The organism is Alcaligenes sp. CHO6 (genome assembly GCF_037120595.1).
Lineage (GTDB): Bacteria > Pseudomonadota > Gammaproteobacteria > Burkholderiales > Burkholderiaceae_B > Alcaligenes > Alcaligenes ammonioxydans.
The window spans coordinates 975,234-996,782 of record NZ_JBANCI010000001.1; the positions used below are offsets into that span (position 1 = coordinate 975,234).

Annotated in this window: 15 protein-coding genes; 14 read left to right on the top strand and 1 reads right to left on the bottom strand. The window is 55.8% G+C overall.

The genetic code is table 11. The features are described from left to right. The first annotated feature begins 28 nt into the window (after positions 1-28). The 5 genes from V6936_RS04560 to V6936_RS04580 are packed head-to-tail and all read left to right on the top strand — an operon-like array spanning position 29 to position 7,162. Positions 29-433: a DUF4150 domain-containing protein gene (locus tag V6936_RS04560; RefSeq protein WP_094196774.1), complete on the top strand. Its 405-nt coding sequence runs from the start codon at positions 29-31 to the stop codon at positions 431-433. A gap of 2 nt (positions 434-435) precedes the next feature. Beyond that, on the top strand, positions 436-1,077 hold the full coding sequence (gene tssJ / locus V6936_RS04565; RefSeq protein WP_094196773.1) for a type VI secretion system lipoprotein TssJ: 642 nt from the start codon (positions 436-438) through the stop codon (positions 1,075-1,077). 7 nt (positions 1,078-1,084) lie between these two features. After that, complete coding sequence (tssK, locus tag V6936_RS04570; protein WP_240208674.1) at positions 1,085-2,482, top strand: type VI secretion system baseplate subunit TssK; 1,398 nt, start codon at positions 1,085-1,087, stop codon at positions 2,480-2,482. A 5-nt stretch (positions 2,483-2,487) separates the two neighbouring features. Next, the gene (locus V6936_RS04575; RefSeq protein WP_336579494.1) at positions 2,488-3,168 is read left to right on the top strand and encodes a DotU family type IV/VI secretion system protein; all 681 of its coding nucleotides are present in this window, start codon (positions 2,488-2,490) and stop codon (positions 3,166-3,168) included. A 1-nt stretch (position 3,169) separates the two neighbouring features. Further along, positions 3,170-7,162: a type VI secretion protein IcmF/TssM N-terminal domain-containing protein gene (locus tag V6936_RS04580; RefSeq protein ID WP_336579495.1), complete on the top strand. Its 3,993-nt coding sequence runs from the start codon at positions 3,170-3,172 to the stop codon at positions 7,160-7,162. Here the strand turns inward: V6936_RS04580 and V6936_RS04585 are convergent. After that, positions 7,131-10,697, bottom strand: a complete 3,567-nt coding sequence (locus V6936_RS04585; protein ID WP_336579497.1) for an AAA family ATPase — start codon at positions 10,695-10,697, stop codon at positions 7,131-7,133. The genes V6936_RS04580 and V6936_RS04585 overlap by 32 nt on opposite strands. 1,068 nt (positions 10,698-11,765) lie before the next feature. Here V6936_RS04585 and V6936_RS04590 point away from each other — a divergent pair. The 9 genes from V6936_RS04590 (at position 11,766) to V6936_RS04630 (ending at position 21,054) form a co-directional block, all read left to right on the top strand. Further along, a complete protein-coding gene (locus V6936_RS04590) occupies positions 11,766-12,194 on the top strand; it encodes a hypothetical protein (RefSeq protein ID WP_336579498.1) in 429 nt (142 codons plus the stop codon). Between the two features lie 93 nt (positions 12,195-12,287). Continuing rightward, on the top strand, positions 12,288-13,250 hold the full coding sequence (locus V6936_RS04595) for an OmpA family protein (protein WP_336579499.1): 963 nt from the start codon (positions 12,288-12,290) through the stop codon (positions 13,248-13,250). A gap of 515 nt (positions 13,251-13,765) precedes the next feature. Next, positions 13,766-14,710, top strand: coding sequence for a ParA family protein (locus V6936_RS04600; RefSeq protein WP_131070579.1), 945 nt, complete (start codon positions 13,766-13,768; stop codon positions 14,708-14,710). A gap of 8 nt (positions 14,711-14,718) precedes the next feature. Continuing rightward, positions 14,719-16,503, top strand: a complete 1,785-nt coding sequence (locus V6936_RS04605) for a ParB family protein (protein WP_131070578.1) — start codon at positions 14,719-14,721, stop codon at positions 16,501-16,503. Continuing rightward, positions 16,500-17,105 carry an STY4526/YPO1902 family pathogenicity island replication protein gene (locus tag V6936_RS04610; protein WP_026484871.1) on the top strand — a complete coding sequence of 202 codons (606 nt, stop codon included), beginning with the start codon at positions 16,500-16,502 and terminating at the stop codon, positions 17,103-17,105. Before V6936_RS04605 ends, V6936_RS04610 begins: the two co-directional genes overlap by 4 nt. 6 nt (positions 17,106-17,111) lie before the next feature. After that, positions 17,112-17,708 carry a hypothetical protein gene (locus V6936_RS04615; RefSeq protein WP_131070577.1) on the top strand — a complete coding sequence of 199 codons (597 nt, stop codon included), beginning with the start codon at positions 17,112-17,114 and terminating at the stop codon, positions 17,706-17,708. 7 nt (positions 17,709-17,715) lie between these two features. After that, entirely contained in the window at positions 17,716-19,350 is a 1,635-nt protein-coding gene (locus tag V6936_RS04620) for a hypothetical protein (protein ID WP_230406158.1), read from the top strand. A 148-nt stretch (positions 19,351-19,498) separates the two neighbouring features. Further along, a complete protein-coding gene (locus tag V6936_RS04625; RefSeq protein WP_051316415.1) occupies positions 19,499-19,888 on the top strand; it encodes a hypothetical protein in 390 nt (129 codons plus the stop codon). Between the two features lie 47 nt (positions 19,889-19,935). Beyond that, positions 19,936-21,054 (top strand): PFL_4669 family integrating conjugative element protein, encoded by a 1,119-nt coding sequence (locus tag V6936_RS04630; RefSeq protein ID WP_131070576.1) that lies wholly within the window; start codon positions 19,936-19,938, stop codon positions 21,052-21,054. The last annotated feature ends 495 nt before the right edge of the window (positions 21,055-21,549 follow it).

Here is a 21,549-nt window from a genome sequence, read left to right on the forward strand (position 1 = left end):
CCCGGTATTGCCAAGGAGATTTTTATTTATGTTCATGCTCAACAATGGCGGGGCGCAGGCCAATGCAATTCCCGATGTGTGCAAGGTGCCGACTCCGGCCGGTCCCGTGCCTACGCCTTTTCCCAATCTGGCGACGACGCAGATGGCCCAGCCCTCGGGCTTGGTGCGCAATGTGCTGGTGGTCAATATGCCGGCTTTGAATCAGGCCAGCAAAATCATGATGAGCAGCGGTGATGAGGTTGGCACCGTCGGCGGCGTAGCCAGCAATCGAATCAAAGGTGAAGTGCAGTTCATGAACGGCAGCATGACGGTGATGGTGGGTGGCAAACCGGCTGTGCGGATGGGCTGCATGACGGGCCACAACGGCATGCCGGTCAATTCGGTCGGGACGGTGATCAGCCCTAGTCAAAGTACGGTGATGGTGGGGAGCTGAGGATGAGGCACAGTCATAGTGTTCGTATGGGTCGCCGCGCCGCGCTGGTCTTGCTGGCCGCACTGGTGTTGACCGGCTGCGGCATGTTCAAAACCAAGTCCAAGGACGAGGCCTTGAAGGATCTGCAGTGGGAGTACGAGCGTGATGCGCTGGTGCTGGAGGTCAATGCCGACCCACAGTTGAACACCTGGGGAGGGCAGGCGCATACGGTGCTGATGGTGGTGGCGCAGATGGTCGAACCCTCAGTGTTTGAGCCGTATTCAAGCAGGCCCGATCAGCTCTCCAGTCTGTTGATGGCCGATAGCGCGCCGACGGGTTTGCTCAGTCTGGATCGTATTTTTATCGAGCCGGGCGTCAAGCGGCGCATCCGGCTGGCACGCATGGACAAGGCCCGTTACGTCGCCGTCGCGCTGGGCTATCAGCACCTGGACCCCGCCCGCAGCACCCGTCTTTATCAGTTTGGCGCCAAGCTTGACAGCCATGGCCTGATGTTCCGTGAGTACGAGGCCCGGCCCGAGCCGTTGCGCATTCGTCTGCGGCTGGGCCCGCAAGCCATCATCGAGAGTCAGACTGATACTGTCATTCCGCCCCCGGCCACCTTGCCGGCAGCGGGCCCCTGGCCCGTCGGTCACCAACACCCATAGAGATTTCATGAGCGTTCATCCTTTGCAACCGATCTTCTGGCACCAGGGTCTGTTTTTGCAGCCCCAGCATTTCCAGCATAACGACAATCTGTTCTACCAGCGTCTGGCTTTATTCATGGCCCAGACTCAGCCGTACCCATGGGGTGTGCTGCAACTGGAGTTGGACGAGGCGGCATTGCAGACGCTGGATTTCAGGGTGCTGGCCTTAACAGCGCGGCTGCGCGACGGCAGTTTCATTCAGTATCCCGGCAATGCCGTGATTGAGTCGCGCGGTTTTGAACTGGCGGATCTGGCCACTGGCCGTACGGTGTACCTTGGACTGCGGCGCATGATGCCTGGCCAGGCCAATGTGAGTGTGGTTGACGATCCGGGCCAGGCTCAGACGGTGAGCACGCGCATGGTGGCGGCTGCCGATCCGGTCACGGTGGCGGATGATTACGCGCAGGGCCCTGAGGGGCAACTGGACTTGATGAATTACGTCTTGCGCGTGTTCTGGGACGAGGAATTGCCTCAGCTGGGTCATTATGAACTGCTGGCTGTGGCGCGGCTGGAGCAGGACGGCGATCAGGCGCGCTTGCAGCGCCAGTACATCCCCCCCAGCCTGAATTTGTCGGCCAGTCCCTGGCTGATCGAGACGATACGACGCATCCGCGACGAGCTGACCGGACGCGCACGGCAGTTGGAAGTCTTTAAACCTGGCGGCTTGGGCAGGACGGAGGATTTGGACGGTAACCACCTGAGCTTGCTGGTGGCTTTGCAGGTGCTCAATCGTTATGGCCCCATGCTCAATCATGTGCTGGAGGCTCCGCAGACGCATCCCTGGCAGGTCTACGGCTTGTTGCGGCAGTTGGTCGGCGAGCTGTCCACGTTCTCGGAACGCTACGACATGATGGGCGAGACCCGGGACGGCAAGGTGCTGGCCCCGCCGTATCAGCACGAAGATCTGGCAGCGGGGTTTCACGCCATGAGCACCCTGATCAGCGCCTTGCTCAATGAAATTGTTGCGGCTCCTGAATTGCTGATCCGTTTGCAGCCTGTTGGCGCCAGCGCAGGCTTGTACGAGGCTGAGCTGCCGGACGCGTTTTTTGCCGCTCGGCAACGCTATCACCTGGTGGCCTATGCCGGAGTCGAGCAGCAAGAGCGTTTGCAATCGCTGGCGGGCGACTTCAAGCTGTGTGCTCCCGATCAGGTTGAATTGCTGGTGACCCATTCGCTGGGAGGGGTCGAGCTGCTCAAACTGGCCGAACCGCCACGTGGCATTCCTCGTCGTCCGGGAGCCTTGTACTGCTACATCGATCCCATGTCGCCGGGCTGGGCGGCACTGGAGCAGACACGCGCAGTGTCCTTGGTTGCGCTGGGCGCGCCCGAGAACCTGCAGATTGAACTGATTGTCAGCAAATGGTGAGCGCGATGCCCATGATACAGGACAGTAGCCTGGCTTCTTTCTTTTTGACGGTCATGCGTCAGGCGCGTACTCACTTTTCTCAGGAAGCCGATTCAGCCCAAAGCGGTGCGGCGTTGATCGAGGCGCTGGATCAGGCCTGCGCGCGCGCCCGTGAGCGCGGCTATGAACAGGCCGAGGTCGGCGCCGCCCTGTTTGCCATTGTGGCCTGGATTGACGAGGCGGCCATGACCAGTCCCTGGCCCGGAGCCGGACACTGGCGTTTGACGCCGTTGCAGCGTCATTACTTTGCCACCACGCGCGCTGGCAGCGAGTTTTATCAACGGCTGCAGGCCCTGCCCGAGAATGCCACGCAGGTGCGTGAGGTGTACGGCCTGGTGCTGGTTGCCGGATTCCAGGGTGAATATGCGGCGCGCGCGCCCGGTGAGTTTGAGTCCTGGCGAGTGCAGTTGCTCGAGCAGATACGTCATGAGCAGGGCATGCCGGGTTTTGCGGCGGGACAGGCGCTGTTTCCGCAGTCGGGTACCGGACAGGCCACGCCCCCGCGGCCAGCCGGGCGATTGACGGGGCGGCCCAGTGGATACACGGTGACGCTGCTGCTGGCACCCTTGCTGCTGGTGCTGGTGCTGTATCTGTATCTGGATCACTCACTGGCCAATCTGGCCAGCGCTTTGTTGATGGACCATTGATATGTTGAAACGAAGTTTGCGTGTGCTGGGCTTCTTGGCGCTGCTGCTCGTGCTGACGGGGCTGGCCTGGTTGTATGTGATGCACAAGGGCTGGCCGCTGTGGGCCTTGCCAACGCTGGTGCTGGTCGCGCTGTTGCTGATCTGGCTGGCTGCGGGGCTGCGTCGGCGCTGGCTGGCGTGGCGTTTGCGCCGGCGTCTGGCGCGGGACATGCCGCGTGTGGCGGGCAGCCAGCATGCCGCGTTTGACGCCCAATGGGGAGCCGGCTTGCAGGTGCTGCGTCAGGCACGACTGGGGGGACGGCGTTCATCGTTGTATGCCTTGCCCTGGATGCTGAGCCTGGATGTTGGACCTTGCCAGACTCAGGACGATTATGCCCGGCTCGCGGTGCAATCGCTGCCCGCAGCGGGGCCAGGCCTGGATCAGGGCGTGGGCTGGTTTTTCATGAAAGCCAGTGTCATGGTGTGGGCTGGGCCGGTGCTCGGCGCGGATGAGCACACGGCCCAAGAAGCGGCATGGTCGCGTCTGTTGCACCAACTGATGCGCACGCGCCGACGCGAGCCGCTTAACGGCTTGGTTTTCAATATCGACTTGTCCTGGCTATTGCAGGCCAATCAGGAGCAGTTGCAGGCGGCGGGCAAGCAGATGCGGGCTCGCCATGATGCCTTGGCGCGTGTTTTTCAGGCGCGCATTCCTGTCTGGCTGATGTTGCAAGGGGGTGAGAAGGTTCCCGGTCTGTCTGCCTGGCTGCAGCAATTGCCGCCCGAGGTCTACGATCAGGCGCTGGGCTATATGGTGGGCGGACAAGGGGCCGAGCAGGGCTCGCTGCAGTTTCTGGCGCAGGCGTTCGAGTCCGTGGGGCGACGAATGGCGCAATTGCGGATTGTACTCGGTCAGCATGGAGTGCAGCCTGCGCCGGTGTTTGAATTGCCCGAACGTATCGCGGCACAACAAGCCATCCTGCAAGACTTGCTGGCCCCGGCTTTCGAGGCCACGCCGTATTCGGCCACCCCTTTATTGCGTGGCCTGTACTGGCAGGTGCGCACTCCGCATCAAACTCGTGAAGGCATTGCCTTTGCCCGCGACGTGCTCGATCGCATCCTGCCGTCTTGCCGGTATGGCTGGCAAGTCTTCGACCGCTGGTCGCCCTGGCGCCGTGTGTTGCGTCATTCTCTGGTTCTGGCCTGGCTGCTCTTGTGTGGTGCGCTGGCAGGTGGCTTGTTTTACTCCAGTGAACGCGCCCGCTCGAGTTTGCAAGCCTTTGCGGCCCAACCGTTGCAGCAGCTCGAAACACGCATGCAAAAGGGTGCGCTGGACGAAGATGTGCAGTCGCTCAATATCTGGCGCAGTGCCATTGGCAGGCTGGACAGCGCCAATCACGGCATCCAGGCCTGGTTGCCGTTTCAGGGCCATGTGCGCCAGGTACAGCAGTTTTACCAGCAACGTTTTGTGGATGCGTTCCGGCGCGAAATCCTGCAGGCGTTTCTGGACCCATTGATTGTGCAGGATCTGCCACGCGTCAGTCGTAGCGGCAGCGAGACAGAAGTGGCTGCCTGGAGTCAGTATTTGGTGCGTCGCATCAATCTGGTGGCCGGCCAGTTACGCGGCAGCCCGCTTGAAGGTCGGCCTTTGCCGGGCATGGAGCTGGCGACCTTGTATGGCGACTCGGCCTCCCGGCAAGTCGGTCTGCAGACGGGTGTGCTGCTTGGTCAACAATATGTGGATTATCTGCGCTGGTCCCCCGAGCGGGTTCAACTGCAAGGGGAGCTGGATGCGTTGCAGGCTGCGCTGCGCCAGCTGGGCTTGCGTGCTCGCTCGCCCTCCTGGTTGCTGGCCTGGGCGGATTTTCAAAACAGCATCCGCCCGATTACGCTGGCGGATTTCTGGAGTGTCCGGCCCGATGCTAGGGCGCCTGTGATCGCTGCCGGTTTGACGCAGACCGGTACGGCAGCGATCTCGGGTTTTGTCCAGGAGCTGGCCGAAGCCTCGGGTGAGCGCAGTTTCTGGATGGGGCAAAGTGATGTGCTGGAACAGGGTTTCCGGCAACTGTCCTACGACGCCTGGTATCGCTTCATTGTGCGCTTTAACGATGCCCGTTTTTATTTGCAGACCGAATCGGATTGGGATGGCGCCATCAGCAGTCTGTTTTCAGTGGCTGATCCCTATGCCCGTCTTTTTGAAGCGGTCGATGGGCTGTTTCAGCAGGTGCCTGCCGGAGAACGCCCGGCTTGGGTGGCTAGCATGCTGACGTTGCAGCAACTGCGTCTGGCCGCCCGTCAGGCCCCCGCCCAGGAGGGTCTGGCAGGCTGGCTGGATCAGGCTCAACGCGTCAATGCACTGGGGCATGTGGGGCTGCGCTCGGTGCAGCAGGGGGAGTCGTTGACACAAAGCGTGCAGGGCGTCAGCGCCAGTCTGGCGGGCATTGCGCCGTTGCGTGCCTATCAGACTCAACTTGCCGATGCGATCAAGCGCTTGTTGCAGGGGCCGGGCAGCGCGCAGGAACTGGCACGCCAGACCTGGGGGTTTGGACAGGACCCGCAAGTGCAAGAGTCGTTGCTGCACGATGCCCAACACAGTCTGGATGACTTGCGCACCCAGTTGCAGCGCGATACAGCCCGTGAGGATGCCGTGTGGACTCTGATGCGTGGTCCGCTGGCCTTGGTGCTGGATTACACCGCCCGGCGCACCGCCTGCGGTTTGCAGGATCAATGGGCCGCTTCGGTCTTGAGTGTGGTACAGGGTGTGCGCAGTCCCGTCCTGGCCTATGAACTGTTGTACGGTGATCGTGGCACCGTGCCTCAGTTCTTGCAGGGTGATTTGCGCTACTTTGTGAGCCGTGATGCGCAAAGTTACGGACCGCGCAGTGCGCTGGGGCAGAGCATGCCGCTTAGTGGACAGTTCTATGCCTACGCGAACGCCGTTCAGGCGCGGCAGGTGGCGCATGCCGAAACGCGCCTGCACGATGAACAGGCGGCGCGTGCGCGCGGTAGCCAGATCGAAACCTTGCAGCAGGAGCTGGCTGAGCTGGATAAACAGGCCAAAGCGGTTCAGTCCTTGGCCGCGGCCGTTGTGATCGATGCCGAGCCGCCGCTGCTCAACACCGGGGCGCGTCAATTGCCTCAACGCACCCGCTTGAGTTTGCAATGTGCCAGCGGTGTGACGCGGCTGGATAACTTCAACTTCCCCTCCAGGGCTACCTTTGCATGGGCACAGGGGCAGTGTGGTGATGCAGTGCTGCAGATTCAGTTTCCAGGCTTTGTGCTGGAGCGGGTCTATCCGGGCGCAGAAGGCTTTATCGACTTTTTGCACGAGTTCAGCAGTGGTGAGCACCGTTTCCAGGCCAGCGACTTCCCGCAGCAAGAAGAGCGTCTGATCGATGCCGGCGTACAGTGGCTGGTCTTGAACTGGCGTTTGCAGGGGCAACGTAATCTGGTGGATAACGTGAACCAGTTGCATCGCATTCAGGCCCGACAGGCTCAGATCAACGAGCAATTGCTGACCCTGCGCGAGGCGCAGTCCGGCGTGAGCAGTCCGATGGCGCAACCGAGCTGGACGCAGGATCTGGTGCCCGAGCGCATTGTGACCCAGTGCTGGCGTTCGCCAGTAACGGTGTTTCAGAAGGAGGGACCATTGCCGCCCGATTCGGCCCCGACTGCACCGGCACCGCAAAAGCAGGCTGTTCAGCCCGCTTCAAAACGGGCCGCCAAACCTGCGCCCGAGCAAGTGGCGGCCTCATTAGCGACGCCGGCTCAGGAGCGGTCGCAGCAGGGCTGGCGTGTTCAGGTGGGGGTGTTTGCCGATCCCCGCGCTGCCGTGGAGCAATTGGATGCGCTGGGGATTGACGCCGTGCAGATTCCCTTGCCTCGTCCGGGACGCAAAGATCTGTACCGGGTGCAAAGCCCGGTTTATGACAGCCGCGAACAAGCCCGCATCGTGGCCGGGCAGATTGCCCAGGCCTTGCGGGTCAACCCGGAATTAGTGCCTGGCGATCGTTAAGCCAGTGCTGGTAGGCCAGCAGCCCATGCTGGTCCATGCTTTCCCGGGCCTGCTGCCAGTGTTGGCTGGCCAGGTCCGGGCATTGGCGCTGTAGCCAGATATCGCCGCGCAGACACTGTATTTCTGGAAGCATCAGCACGGAACCGTGTTGTTCGCTGATCTGTTCGGCTTCGGCCAATACGGCAAACGCGGCGTCGTCGCGCGCCAGGCTAAGCAGGGCGCGAGCTAGCATGCACAGTTGTCCTTCCACAGCAACAGGCATATCCATGCGTATACGTTCGATCGCGGCCTGCATGGGCTCAATCAGGTCCGCGTTGCGGGTCTGTAGCACAGCGGGTAGTAATTGATGCATCTGCGCCAGTGCAATCCAGACCGTATCGGGCTTGGCCGGTGACTGCGTTCCAGTCAACGCCAAACTCTCCTGAGTCATTTCCTGCAGATTTCCGGCCAGGTAGTAAATACGCATCAGATGTAGCCGGGAGGCAATGGCGCCCGCCAAAGGATGATGGTGGTAGCTGGCCAGGGTGATGGCGTGGCGGGCATTTTGCAAACCAGTGGAAAAATGGCCTTGTAAGGCCTGACACAATCCCAACGAGGCATAGGCCAGCGCCTGCGAGGGCTTCTGGGATGGCAGGGCCTGGGCATCCTGGGGTTCGGCCGACATGCCGATCAACGGCAGGGCCCGCACCAGCAACGTTTCTGCCTGTACCGGATCGCCCCGCCACAGGCGATGCTGGGCCAATGCGTACCAGGCCCAGCCTTGCCAAGCCTCGTTGAGTTGATCCTGGGACAAGCGCAGTACTTTTTCGGCAATCGGCAAGGAACCGTCCAATTGTCCGCGATTGTGACGGGTCAACCATTCGCCCCACAGGCTGGCCAGCAAGGTCAGGGGCTCTTCAGGGTCCCTGAGCTCGTTGACCTGCTCGAAGGCTTCTACCGAACGGGGAGAGCCCGGGCCCGTGGCCGCGGTGCTTAAGGAGGCTTTAGTCAGGTGCAGTGCAAAACTGGTTTGTGAATGCACGGTGGGATCGGCGATGAAGCGCCGGCTGCGTAAAGCCTGTGACAGGTAGCGCTCGGCTTCCTGTAACTGGCCGTGTTCGAGTGCGTGCTCGATGGCGCGTTGCCACCACTGGACCGTATCCTGGTAGCGAACTTGCCCCAGTAGGGTGGCAATAGCCGATGGCGCGTGATTATGCTCGACCATATGCTCGGCCAGCCGTCGTCCGAGTCGTTCGCGCTCGGGACGGATAATGAGCTGGCGCAGACAGTTGCCCAGTATATCGGGGCAGCGCCAGCGGGATTGCTCGGTGGACATCAACCATTCATGCTGCTCCAGGATCTGCAAAGCGGTACGGATGGTCGATTGGGGTTGCTCCAGCAAACGGCTGGCAAGGCGCTCGTCAATATCGGGCAGCAGGGCTGCCAAGTAGGCCAGTTCGCGTTGGAGCGGCGTCAGGCGGCGCAAATGGGCGGCGCACTGGTCCAGCAAGCGCGGCACCAGGGTCAGGTCCTGACCGAGCTGATATAAGTGCAGCAGTTCGCGTGCCAGCATGGGGCTGCCTTCACTGTGCTCGATGATGTGCGTGCGAATATCGCGAGGCAGCTTGATCGAGCGGCTGCGCTGACTGATCAGTTCATTCATGTCCTGGTGGGCGAGTGCGCCAATCCGCAAGGGCAGGACAGGCCAGGACTCGGGCAAGGCCTGGCGAGAGGTGGCCACGATGCGCAGCCGCTCCTCGCCTGCCAGCAGACGCTGCAACAATTGTAGGCTGGCGGCATCACACCAGTGCAAGTCCTCCCAGGTCAGCAACAAGGTCTGGTTCCGACAAAGCGCGTGCAACAGGGCCAGCAAGACGTGTTGCGTTTGTTCACGCACTACGCTCTGGCCGAGTGTGGACGGTTCAATCAAGGTCTGATGCAGAATATCGGCCTGCGCAACGCTCAGGTCGTACTGGGCCATCAATCGTTGATGTAGCTGCGCGTCCTGCTCGCCGTTACGGGTGTCGGCGGTATTCGGTGTGACATATCGCAGCTCTTTTTGCAGCCAGCGCAGTACCGGCGCGTAAGGGTTGCGTACATCATTTTCCTGGGTCTGCAGCGCCACGACGGCACCTTCCACATTGCGCACATAGTCCTGCAGCGAACGCAGCAGCTTAGTCTTGCCCATTCCGGTATGACCATGCAGCAACAGCATGCGTGGCGCCGCGCTAAGACGACCGCTCCAGTATTGAAGCAGAATATCGAACTCGCGCAGCCGTCCGTGAATGCGGCCGGTATCGGTGGCGGTTTCGCTCAGGCGTAACTGGTATGAGGATGGTTCTTTGCCTGATGGCAAGGCCTCCAGAGACCAGGACGACAGGCGTGCAGCCGCCTGACTGCTGAGCAAGACCGCCCCATTGTCTGCTTGCCAGGCCAGGGAAATGACGGATTGGCAGAGCAAATGGTGTGCGTTGATGGGCGTGGTCGGATCAATGGGCAGTACATCAGCATGAACGGCCAGGCCAAGACTGACTTGGGCTGGCCGGCTGAGACCGGCCAGCGTGCGCGCCAGGGTCAGGGCAGGGGCCACGGGACGCTCATTGATGGCGGGGTAGCCGAAATGCGCCAGCAAGGTGGCGTTATGTTCCTGTTCTATCCAGGCCCCGTGTTCGCGAGCACAGCGCACCACACGCTCATGCGTTTCGCGCAGGAGAAAGGTTCTGGTTTCGTAATCCGTCTCCATGGGATCGTCGCCGCTGTCCGGGTTGGGGCGCCAGCCAATCGCAATGGCTACCGTAGCCATGGCCCGAAAGTGGTAGCCTTCGGGATCGGACGGCCCATGTAAGGCGGGCGCTGCGTTAACACCGGTGCCCAGCAAAGCGCGCGTCTGTGCGTCAGGTTGTACACCCAGACGCTGCTGGAGCACATCACAGCATTGCTGATAGGCCAGCATGGCCGCGTCATGATCATTGTCCTGCACCAAAAGTCGGATAAGTAAGCGGTGGCAGGATTCATCCTCAGGCCACAGATTGACCCAGGTTTTGGCATACGCCAGGGCTGCCTGCTGCTGTTCGCTGGCCATCAATGCCTTGATCAGATGGTGTCGGCATTGCGCCAGCTCGATGTCCAGGCGTGCATTCCAGTTGTTGTGCCAGCTCATCAAACTGTCACTACCGGGCAATTTAAGGCCCTCCAGAAATGGACCTTGGTACAGGCTTAGTTTGTTGCGCGCTTCGTCCAGCTCGGTCGCCGTGGAACTGCCTATGTACAGAACGTCACTCCAGACGGTATCGGACTCCAGTGTCAGGCTTGCCGTGGAGCTGAGCAGCACCTTGGACAGGGGGGCCAATGCCTGACGCAACACATACAAGGCATGGCGCACCCGAGCGCGCCCCTGCTCGGGGTCGCTCTCGGGCCAGAGCATATCGGCCAGCTTGACTCGTGCTATTGCCTGGCCCTGTGCCAGCACCAAAAGAGCGAGCAGCAGCTTGACCTTGTCATAACTTAACAGGTGACTGCGGTCCTGCCCGTCGATCAATAAACGAAAGGTTCCCAAACAATAGAGTTCAATTCGGTTGGGACCCTGTCTCGAGATCCCCGTTTGCATTCCCATCTTGTTTTCCATCCCTGCCGACTGCACCCTGCGTTAGTAAATGTTAGAGTGATGCAACAAAAGGCTTCATTCTGGTTTGCAGGCGTTTATTTTTGGTTTAACCGGGAAGGAAACCTGATCCCCAATACCGCTATGAGGGATCCATCAAGCTTGGCCGCGCGAACACAAGGCATGCAGCGGGCCGCGTCGGCATGTAACAAAACTAATTAGGCCTCTGATTTATTACGCGGCTGTGGCAAAACACAGATCACATGGGGGGCGATAATTGGCTGTTAGTTGCTTTGTGAGGATTACGGCGGCTCAAACGCGACATCACATGGCGCTGAAAAAACGACTATTGGCGGGCCGGTCTGCGTAGCAGGATCGACGGAGCAGGGTACAGGTCCCGATAGAATGGTGTTGCTCCGGCCGTGCTCAGATTCGCCAGAACTGTCGCGCATGGCTGGTCTTGCGCTTTGCACGCAAGGCTCAGGGCGGTTGCCCTTGTCGGCTTGGGTCTGTGCCCCAACCTTATGGTGCTTTCCTTGTCGGGATTTGACGTGTACTCAGAACGGCTGGGGCACCGGAAGTCATTGTTTCTCTCTGTACTGGGCACAGACCGTTCCCTCCATGTGGGATTGTTCAATGCTAGTTACGAGTAAATCACTACACGCCGTATGCAGTGGGTGTCCGCTTCCCTCTAGAAGGCAAACAACCCAGATACTTTTGACCTTGCGTTTAAAAGAAGGGGCTTGCCGTACACAGTTGCGTATTAAAACGACTATGGCGATTGTGGAGGCTTAATGGATATGGGCTGAGTCGTTGAGTGCTTAGCCAGGCGTTCCGTCATAGCCTTGCAACATGGCTATGAGTGAAAAAGAGTGCAGATTCTCTTAGAGTTTTTTTATCGAGCATGCTTTGGAAAAGAGAAAAATTTTAAGCCTGAGCTTGCAGAATGTGTGTTAAAAACGCATGGCTTTTGGAATTATGCCAAGCTGATCGTTTAATACAATTTGTATCTCTTTATATAAAATGACACACATCATAAAATTAATTATTTCGTTTTTAACCCTGATAAGTCTTGGTGGCTGTGCTGCTGAAATAGGCTCCGCGTTAGGTATTCAGCTTATAGAAAAACCGATGGTAAGGGGGGAGAGCATAGAAAAATATCGTGATGCTTTTGGTCGTAGCGGGGAAGTTGAAACCGTTTTGAATGGAGAGCCTGCCTATAAGTGGAATCTTTCCTACTACCAACGAGTCACCGTGGAGGCAGATACTTACGCATACCATAACTTGGATCGACCAGGAATGACGACAGGTATTATTTATGAGGACAGAGACATACTCCGTCCCTGTCAGTTAACGATGTCCTACGATCCAAAGACGCGTTTAGTGACGGATTTTGAACTCACCAATCCCGCAAAATGTGGCGAAGTCCGACGTGCATTGCGGGAAATTTAACAACAAAAAACAGTAATGATAATAAAAACCAAGAATCAAAAAATAAGAGTGTAAATAGTAATAAATAGCGGTTTATTTTTATAATTTAAATATATGTTAAAGACAATTTTATCTTTCGTGTTTCTGGTGTTGCTGATAGTGGATACGCCAGCTGTTTTTGCCGCTGACGTCAAAGGTTCTAGCGATCATCCGCTTTTGAGTCGATTCCCAGAGGCAGAGATTCGCAACTATTTGAGAAAAAACTACGATGCCGCCGTGTTGCCTGCGGGAATCATTAAGGACAAGAAAGCACCGGGGCAATTGCTTGAATTGGAGGGTAAGGTCACTCGCATCGCTTACCGGATTCCGGGTGAGCATTCAGCATTGGAGGTTCTGCGAAATTACGAGGAAGCGCTGCAGCAAGGCGGGTTTGAAACGCTGTTTGCCTGCCATGGCCCAGAGACGTGTGGTCCGGATATGATGCCCTTTATTTCCCTTGAGGGACGCGTTCGACCTACTGCATTTGGCGATGCGGTCTTTGGTAGTTCAAGTGAGCGTGTTTTGCTCACCCGTCGTAGTGATGAGGCAGGAGAGGTCTACGTTTTTCTGCATGTGGTGGATGATGCGTCCAATAACAGGACCTATCTCTATCAGGAAATCGTAGAAGGTGCCCAATTGGAACTGGATCAAATTAAAGTGCTACAAGCGGACGAGTTGCAACAATCACTCGAACGCCAAGGGTATGTCACGGTTCCAGGAATTTACTTCGATAGCGCTAAAGCGGAGATAAAACCAGAATCGGATACGGCCTTATCAGAAATGGCTAAATTGCTCTCTAGCCATCCAGACCTAAAAGTATATGTGGTGGGCCATACGGATAATCAAGGTTCGCTTGATGCCAATCTGACTTTGTCGCAGAGTAGAGCTCAGGCAGTTGTTCAGGCTTTACATACTTCATATGGTGTTAAGGCGGAAAACTTGCTGGCTAAAGGTGTCGCATCTTTTTCTCCGGTAGCAAGCAATGCAGACGAAAAAGGGCGCGCGCGCAATAGACGAGTTGAGCTAGTAGTGCAGTAAAAGGCCATCTCAGTCGCAAGCAACGAGATGACCAGAACCAGTGTGCTGGCTGCGGGCTCGGGCGATCAGGGATAGGGCTTGCGTTCGTTCCGTCGTCCTACACCGCTCTGTATGTGTGGCGGGTTGATCTTGAGCGGCTGTGCTTGGCGTGCTTGTGGTGGCTACACTCATGCCACAAAACACATCGAGCCCAGCCCTAGGGGCAATCAATCCGATATAAGGGAACTGAAAGCGCGCATTGCCCAGGATTGGGTGTAGACCTTATGGGTGCAGGTGGCCGGTGCACCGAAGCAACGACAGGCGGCCGGATTTTGACTGTATTGAATGCTTTTTTGCTTGAAAATCAGTTGCTTGAAGGTCCCGCGAGATTGCTGTGTGGGACAAATAAAGACCTCTTGTTTAGTTCGCTGGCAATTATCGCATAATGTGGCTTTATGTTAAGTCGCCTGTTAATTAGAGTTTTTTATACAGTAATTTAAGCAGAGATTTCGTTGGTTTTTCAACGAGGTTTTTTAATGCTTACATTCACAACTGTTGCCACTAAAGGTGGCGTTGGCAAAACCACATTAACTGCCAATTTGGGCGGATTGCTTGCTGATTTCGGATATCGCGTTCTTTTAATTGATGCGGATATTCAGCCATCTCTAACACGCTATTACAAACTGGCTCATCAAGCTCCTCATGGCTTAACGCAAATGGTGATGTCGGGAGCACTCACCACGGACTGCATTAGTCACGTCGAATTTCCACCTGCTGAATTTGAGAGTGATCGTTCAAGTTTGAATGTGCAGGGCGGTTTCTTGCATATTGTGTGCTCCGACACTCAGCGTGACGACAGCCCCCTTCAAATCTGGTTGTCTAATCAGCTTGATCGCCTGGTGCGTATTCGGATGGCCCTAAGTAACCCGGATATTCGTGCTCAGTACGACGTCTGCATCATCGATACCCAAGGGGCAGTGGGCCACCTACAAGACGCCGCCGTCAATGCGGCGGATGTGCTTCTCGCTCCTGTAGCCCCTGATGTTCTGTCGGCCCGTGAGTTTGTTGACGGCACGATTAAACTGGTGGCTCGTCACGAATCTGCCTCCAATCTTGGCTACAAGGTGCCCGCCATTCAGTGCGTGATAAATCGCACCGAAAATACCGTCGATAGCCGCACCATGTCCAGCCTAATCCGCAATCAGTTCATTGAAATGAGCGGGCGTGTCACCGTGCTGGCCACCCAGATTCCACAAGCGGTCGCGTACAAAAAAGCCGCTACCGCTCAAGTCCCGGCTCACTGGATTGATCCGGTCAGGGCAGGCGATCACATGCACAGTTTGCTATGGGAATTGATCCCCAATCTGAGCAATAAATTCACTCCCAATCACCGCAATGAGTTAGCTCCCGCGCTAGCGGCATTGCATGTCCCTATCTCCACGTCTGAAGAGCCAGACAGCCCGCTAACGACTAACTCGTAGAGCGTGCCATGTCTAAAACTCCGGAATTGCTGACCGCCAGTCAGCGTGCCGCGCAGTTGCGCATGAACGCTGAGTTGGGCTCAACATCAAGAGAGACCAGTCCCGTGTCCTCAAAAAAATCGAACTATCAAGACATTGCAAAACGCTCCCTGATGGGTACGCCTCCACCACTAAATGCCATGGGAGCTATGACGCCCATGGATGTGGTCGATGGCAGTATCTCAAATTTGGCGATTACCGATATTGATCGGTACGAATTTGATCCGCGTACCGAAATTAACCCACTCTATGACGAGATCAAGGCGTCGATTCGGGCCAATGGCATCTTGAACCATATCAGCGTTACTAGGCGTCCTGGTCAGCCGCGCTATATGGTTTACGGTGGAGGAAATACACGGCTGCGTATTGCGAAAGAGCTTTACGAAGAGGGTGACCAACGCTTCGCACGCCTGACGGTTATCGTCAAGGTCTGGAAAGGGGATGCTCCGACTATTGCGGCGCACCTGGCTGAAAACGAGCAGCGTGGCGACATTTCGTTTTGGGAAAAAGCCCAGGGAGTGCTGTCGTTTAAGGAGCATTTTGAGAAGGAATCGGGCAAAACACTTTCGACTACAGAATTGAACCGAGAGTTGCGCCAGGCCAGTGGCCTGAATTTCGGCATGAGCATGCTGCAAAACTTCCTTTTCGCTGTGGAGTATTTAGCTCCAATAGGTCCTTGGCTCAAAATTAGTGACGTTAATCTGGTTCTTAAACCTCGTGTAACACAGCTTTTAAAACTAGCTGACAAATTCAACCAACAGCCTATTGCTGAAACAGCATTACAAACAATCCTGCACAAGTATGCCGCGTTACTTAGCCAGCAATCCGCTGCCCGTCAATTGAGTAACCGTACTAGTGCGGAAGAGGTCAGCGATCGGGATGTACCTGCACTTTTACAAGTGGAGCAACTACTCGAAGAGGTCACCATAGCGGTTGCTGCGGCTTTGGAAGTGATTCCCGATAAGTTATTAGCCATGGCTCAGGCTTTGGAAGCTAACCCACGTATGGCGGTTGAAACCCTTACGTTGATTGAGGCGACAGTTTCAACCTCCGTAGGCCAATCGTCCGCTGTTCCTGAACCGTCAATAAAGCAAACTCCAACGCAACCTCCGCTAGGTCGAATGTTGGCCAGTGTGCCTGCTCCTATGAGTAAGCCCGACAGTTCTGGCGGTGCCTTCCTACCAGTCTCCCCATCGGTTTCGCAGAGCGTGATTATGAGCGGGGAGAGCGAAGGATTTGATCCACAACCGATATTTACGGTGTTAGGAGAGTTTCAAAGTCTGATCGATATGTCTGATGTGCTTTTTAAAAGCGATCAGCCACATCACATCTTTGGCTTTTATCTGGACTTCCCTGCCCAAGGTATTGGATATGTCGATGGGATTGAGCTGGAGCCAGAATTGGTCATTTATCGCAGAGCCCTCTGGAAAATCCTGATCAGTCTCACCGGTCAGCTTGATCGTCGATTTACGCAGCTCATTCCACACGAAGCCGATGGCTTCACCATTGCTTGGAAACAGCTTTGGGAGCAGGGCGAGGAGCAGTTTCAGGAAGGAGCGCTGGAGTTACTGGGCGAGGCATTCGACCATGTCTCGCTCCAAAGCGTGAGCCTGGTATTGCGGCATGAGCAATTGGGGCCGTTGGTGACTCGTCTGCTCACAGAAATGGAACGGGTTCGTACTCGTTACCCAGAGCGCCAACTGGACGGGTTTATGCCCTTGTTCATGCCGGATGTGACGGAGGAAATTTCATGAATAAGATTCCTATTCAATGTCCTGTTCTACGGCGCATGTTACTAGCCCACATTATTGAGCAAATCGATGGCGGGCACATGGACTCTCTGCTGCGTGCAGGCTACTCCCCCGAGTTTCTTGATGATCTGCGTTACCGGACTACTCGGGACATCACGAATCTGGCCAACTCACCACAGGAAATGTGGTTTTCACTGTCTGAGCAGGTCATTAGCAAGGGGCTACATCTGCTCGATATGCGTCGTGAACACGCCAAGTTACGCGAATACTTCGTGATTCATGGCGCTTCGCGTCGGATGGTGTGTGCGTATTTCAAGTTGTCCCACGAGGAGTATCGGGACTTGCGCGCACAGCTCAGACCGGGAGGGGAGCCCGGTGGCCGTACAGCCCTACCTCCAGTCGCTGTGCGTGATGCCATCCATCGAGCCTGGTTCGATATTCAGCAATCGATGTCTGATAAACCCTGCCGAGACCGAATCTACGCCTTACACCAACAGTTTCCTGAGCTGCGAATCAGTGTACTCCAGCAAACCATTGTCGAGTTTGCTGAAGATGATGAGCTTGGTTTGGAAATAAAGCCGACGACGCCACCGCTGCAAGGATAAAGCCACATGGACGAAATTATGACTATGCCAAGTACTTCTACAACTGCGTTACATCCGGCGACTGTCCCTGCGTCAGAGCGTGATTACTGCGGTCAGGCTCAGGGCGAGTGGGCCTTACCGTCTCCTCATGTCGGTGACTCTCAGAACAGTAAAGACGCGCCAAGGGAAGACTTTCTAGCGCAGGCGGCGCTGTTGAATTTGATGGGGCAAACGCCAATCAGCTTTCATCGTCTGTATGTCGACATTACGGGCAATGTCATCACGGGCTTATGGCTTTCGTCTGTGTTGGAACGGGTTGCTCAAGCTAAGCCTGAGGAGTTCCAGGAGGATGATTATGTGTTTCGACTATCAGCGACGCAGTGTCATCAGGTCACAGGGATTACTGCCTCTCAGCAGCGGACATGCCGACGAGATTTGATCTCATTGGGCATGCTAAGTGAACAGTCCGGACCAGGTCGTGTACCGGAATACCGCTTGCATCTGAATGTTGTCGCAGATGCCATTCTCCAAGCGTCCGCTTCTTTGGCCAACTCGCTCGAGGAGGTTCATAAACAACAAGGCTCATCGTCGTCACAACCCGTTCTTTCCAAGCGATACGGATGAGATGGCTATGGGTGCCGCATTAAACACCGATACAACAACGGCGTCTCTAATTGATGAGGCTATGCAGTTGCTCACCAGCCAAGGGTTTGTGCAGTACTACCCAAACCTGGCTGAAACGCTGGGCAATTTCAAAGCTGCTTTGTTTTTGGGGCATGCGCTCTATTGGGCTCGGCATACTGCCGTTCACTATAAAAATCGTGATGGCTGGTTCTTTCTGACGGCAAAACAGTGTACGCAAGCAACGGGATTGACCACCCGAGAGCAGGAGAGCGCTCGTCTCTTGCTCGTTCAACATTCGCTGATCCAGGAAAAGTTGGCTGGTAGACCGGCCAAGCTCCACTATCGTATCAACCTTGATCGTCTCGCTTCTTGCCTGGGGATCTCAGTTGTTGATCAGAAAGCAAACTGGGCGCAACTCGCACCATTGCTGAAACGCTACGTGAGCTTCTATCGGCCATTGGCGGATATTGCGGGCAATGTGGCCTCTGGCTTGTACCTATCGTATCTGCTGATTCAGCAACGGCATGTTCTTACTTACAGCCGAAGCATCGAAGGTGAATTTACGCTGTCTCAACAGGCGATTCGTAACGCTCTATGCTTGACCAGTAAAACACAACGCAATGCCCGTGATCGCCTGAAACAAATGGGTTTACTCCAGGAGGCAGGTAATCGCATACGCATTAACTTGTTGGCCTTATGCCCTTTATTGCACGGTCAGGAGCAGTACCCCCTCAAGTCTGAGTCTACTGATCAGCCACCCATTGCTGCTACACCGAAACTGACATCGGCATCCAAACCTGACCCTGTGAATGGGCAGAAGCCTGCGCCATCACGATCAAGCAAATTATTTGGAGCTGGCACACAGTCACAAAGGCCGCTGTTTGATTTGGATAGTGCTGGCGCAGCACGGGCAAACGATACCCTCCAGCACGCGCTGCGTGACCCTGCCAGTATGAATCCTGGACGTCTCTTTGCTCAGGCCTCAGTCAGTCCTGGTGCAGCTTGTGGACAACTCACAAAAGCAAGCGACCTCACAACTCGCCCAGTTGCCCAAACCGCGAAACTTGATGCCCAAACCGCAAAACTAACTTGCCCAAAACGCGAAACTAAGCTGCCCAAACCGCGAAACAACAATACAACAATATCTCTTCAAACAACTACAAGACCCGCCATCACCACGGCGTCTGCAGGGGATAAGTCCAAGGCACTGGCCGAGATAGCGGGTTGTCGTCGTGATGATTTGAATTTTCAAAACGACGAGGTTGATATCAGCCTACCCAGTGTGCTTGGCAAGCAATGGCATGAGGCTGTACGGAAAGTGCTGGCCACAGCTAAACCCGAACATCGTCAGTGTTTACTGGATGAACTGGAAGGCCAGTTGCGCAATCCAGGTAAGCAAATCGCAAATCCTCCTGGTTACTTGCATTCGCTGCGTGTTGGCTTGGAATCGGGGCGTGTGCATCTGGCGTATGCACAAAGCATCGCGAGCCAGCGTGAACAAAATCGACATGCGCAGGACGCCGTCCAAGAGCACATCAAGGCGCTCAATACAAACCTAACGACTTCTCTGCCTCCAATGACAAAAGAGGAGGCTTTTGCCCAGTTGCGCCAGCAAGTGCAAGCCATGAGGAAGCAGTCATGAGGACCTGGCTGACCAGAACTTCATTCAGTAGGACATTTTGTCCTAATCCCCAACAGTTGGGAGGTAGCCCATTTTGGGCCACCGCACACAGTGTGGGAGGTGGCCCGTTTTGGGCCACTTAACAGAACACATTCAGGAGATCGTATTAATGACCAACGAACAATTGTTTATCCATCTTCTGCATAGACTACAGAAATACAGCGATGCCCTGGTTCTTCATGTACTGCTACAAGACCACGGAGATGAGCGCCGAGTTCGGACGTCCGCTACCAAGATGGCTTTGGACTCATTGTTAGGTCAAATCAACCGTCGTCAAGTTCAACGCGCCTTAGAGCGATTGGAGACGATGGGACTTATTAATGTCATGCCTCAGCCCAATTACCGCACCTTGGTCACAGTCAACAGTGACGCCTTGTTGGAGTTCCTCAATCAAGACCCTTTGAGCGGCATGTTACCTGGATTTCGTGCCAATACGTTCCCGTTTCTGGATGCTGTCAACGCAACACCGCTGGCAGATTTCAAGGGTTCGACGATCTGATGATGTCCATCACCACCCATTCATTTTTCTCTTCTCAGTGACTACCTATGCCTACTTCGACTGATAAGCAGCCACGACTCAAGTCCGGCGACAAGCCCGCTGCCATTCCCGCACCCAAGTCTCTTATTGGGTTCTCTACGGAGGAGAACTCCCCATTCACCGATGGGTATTCGATTACCGGCGAAGAAGCTTTGCTGGCTGCGTATATGGCAGGTCCGATGCATGAGGATGATCCTCTTTATGAACGGTATATCGAACTGGAAGATCGCAAAGATCAATTGGCTCGTATGCAGGCCAAGTTCCACACACGCAAGGGGTCTGATCCCGACGTTAAGCCTGCTGAGTTCTTCGCTATGGATGACCTGGGCTCACTGGTTGATTCAGAAGACGATCTGATGACCTTGCATACCAAAGAAGCGTTCAGGTTGTTTATGGGGCGAGTTCGTGAGCCTGGCTCGGATGTGGCACCTATTGTGGGTGGTCGCCGTGTCGCCAGTTCGTTGCGCAGCTTATGGCTGCTAACGGGCAATGACAATCCCTATGCCGATTGGTCTTTGCTGCGTCATGAGCAATCCATGGAAGAAGTGAATGAGCGGCTGCAAGAGGAGATCAAGGCTGCCGAGACTTTGCTGTCTAGTCAGCAGCAACGAGGGTTGAGTTATTCCGTCCTGAAGTCTGCACAACCGCAGTCTTTGCAGCTGGGGTTCCGATCTCCCTACGGATACAGCATCAGCCGCTTGATTGTTGATTACGACTACTTCATCCGTTTGCAAAAGACCCTGGGCCGCAAGACGCTCTTAAGCGATCAGCAGATGCGCCGCTCAATCACGGAAATGACTCGCTTTATCCGTCGCGTATTCAATGAAGTCGCCAGGTTTTCACGTTGGCTCATGCAGCCAGATATTAATGCGCTGTCCCGACTGGACTTCATTACGGAACATGCTTCAGAAGAAGGCAAGCAGCGGGTAGAGTTCGTGCGCGAAGTATTCGGCATGGTGCCTGCCGATGTGTTCACCGCCAAGCTGCAACCACGGCACTCTCGACGCCGGTACACATTGACTGAGAAGGAAAGGAACCTGTTGCAGTCAGTTGGTGTGCAACTGGCTGAAGCTGAAGCAAAGCGCGCAGCCGATGAGTATCAGGATGCCGATTCTGATTTGGTGTGAAGAAAGGGTTTTGTGAAGAAAGGGTAAATGAATGGCAAAGCAGACTCGAAGTCAACGTGTCAATGTAGTTGAGTGGGCAAGGGGGACCTTGGAGAACGAAACGTGTCAGAGCGTGATTGACACAAAGCCCTTTACGGGTAGGGGCACCGCCCAGACGCTGCGCCACCATCTTACGCAAGTTGACCAGGTTGAGGCAGACATGGTCGCTCTCTGTGCTGCCACAAAGAAAGTGGCTGGCTATTCCATGTATCTGGCCGAGCACCGTCGTAAAGCGGATGGCTATATGGCTCTGCGTTGGCGAGAGATTGGCACAAGAAAGCATCTGTCATGGGAAGAGGCGCATGCAAGATATTCAGTCTTACCGACCGTGCTGCGGCAGTGGTACGAGCACGCCAATGCCCAGGCACAAGAATTCAATTCGCAACACCTCAAATTGCGCGGGCTCGTACGTGAACTGAAGTTATTGAGCCAGCAACGCAAAGTGCCCACTTTTGC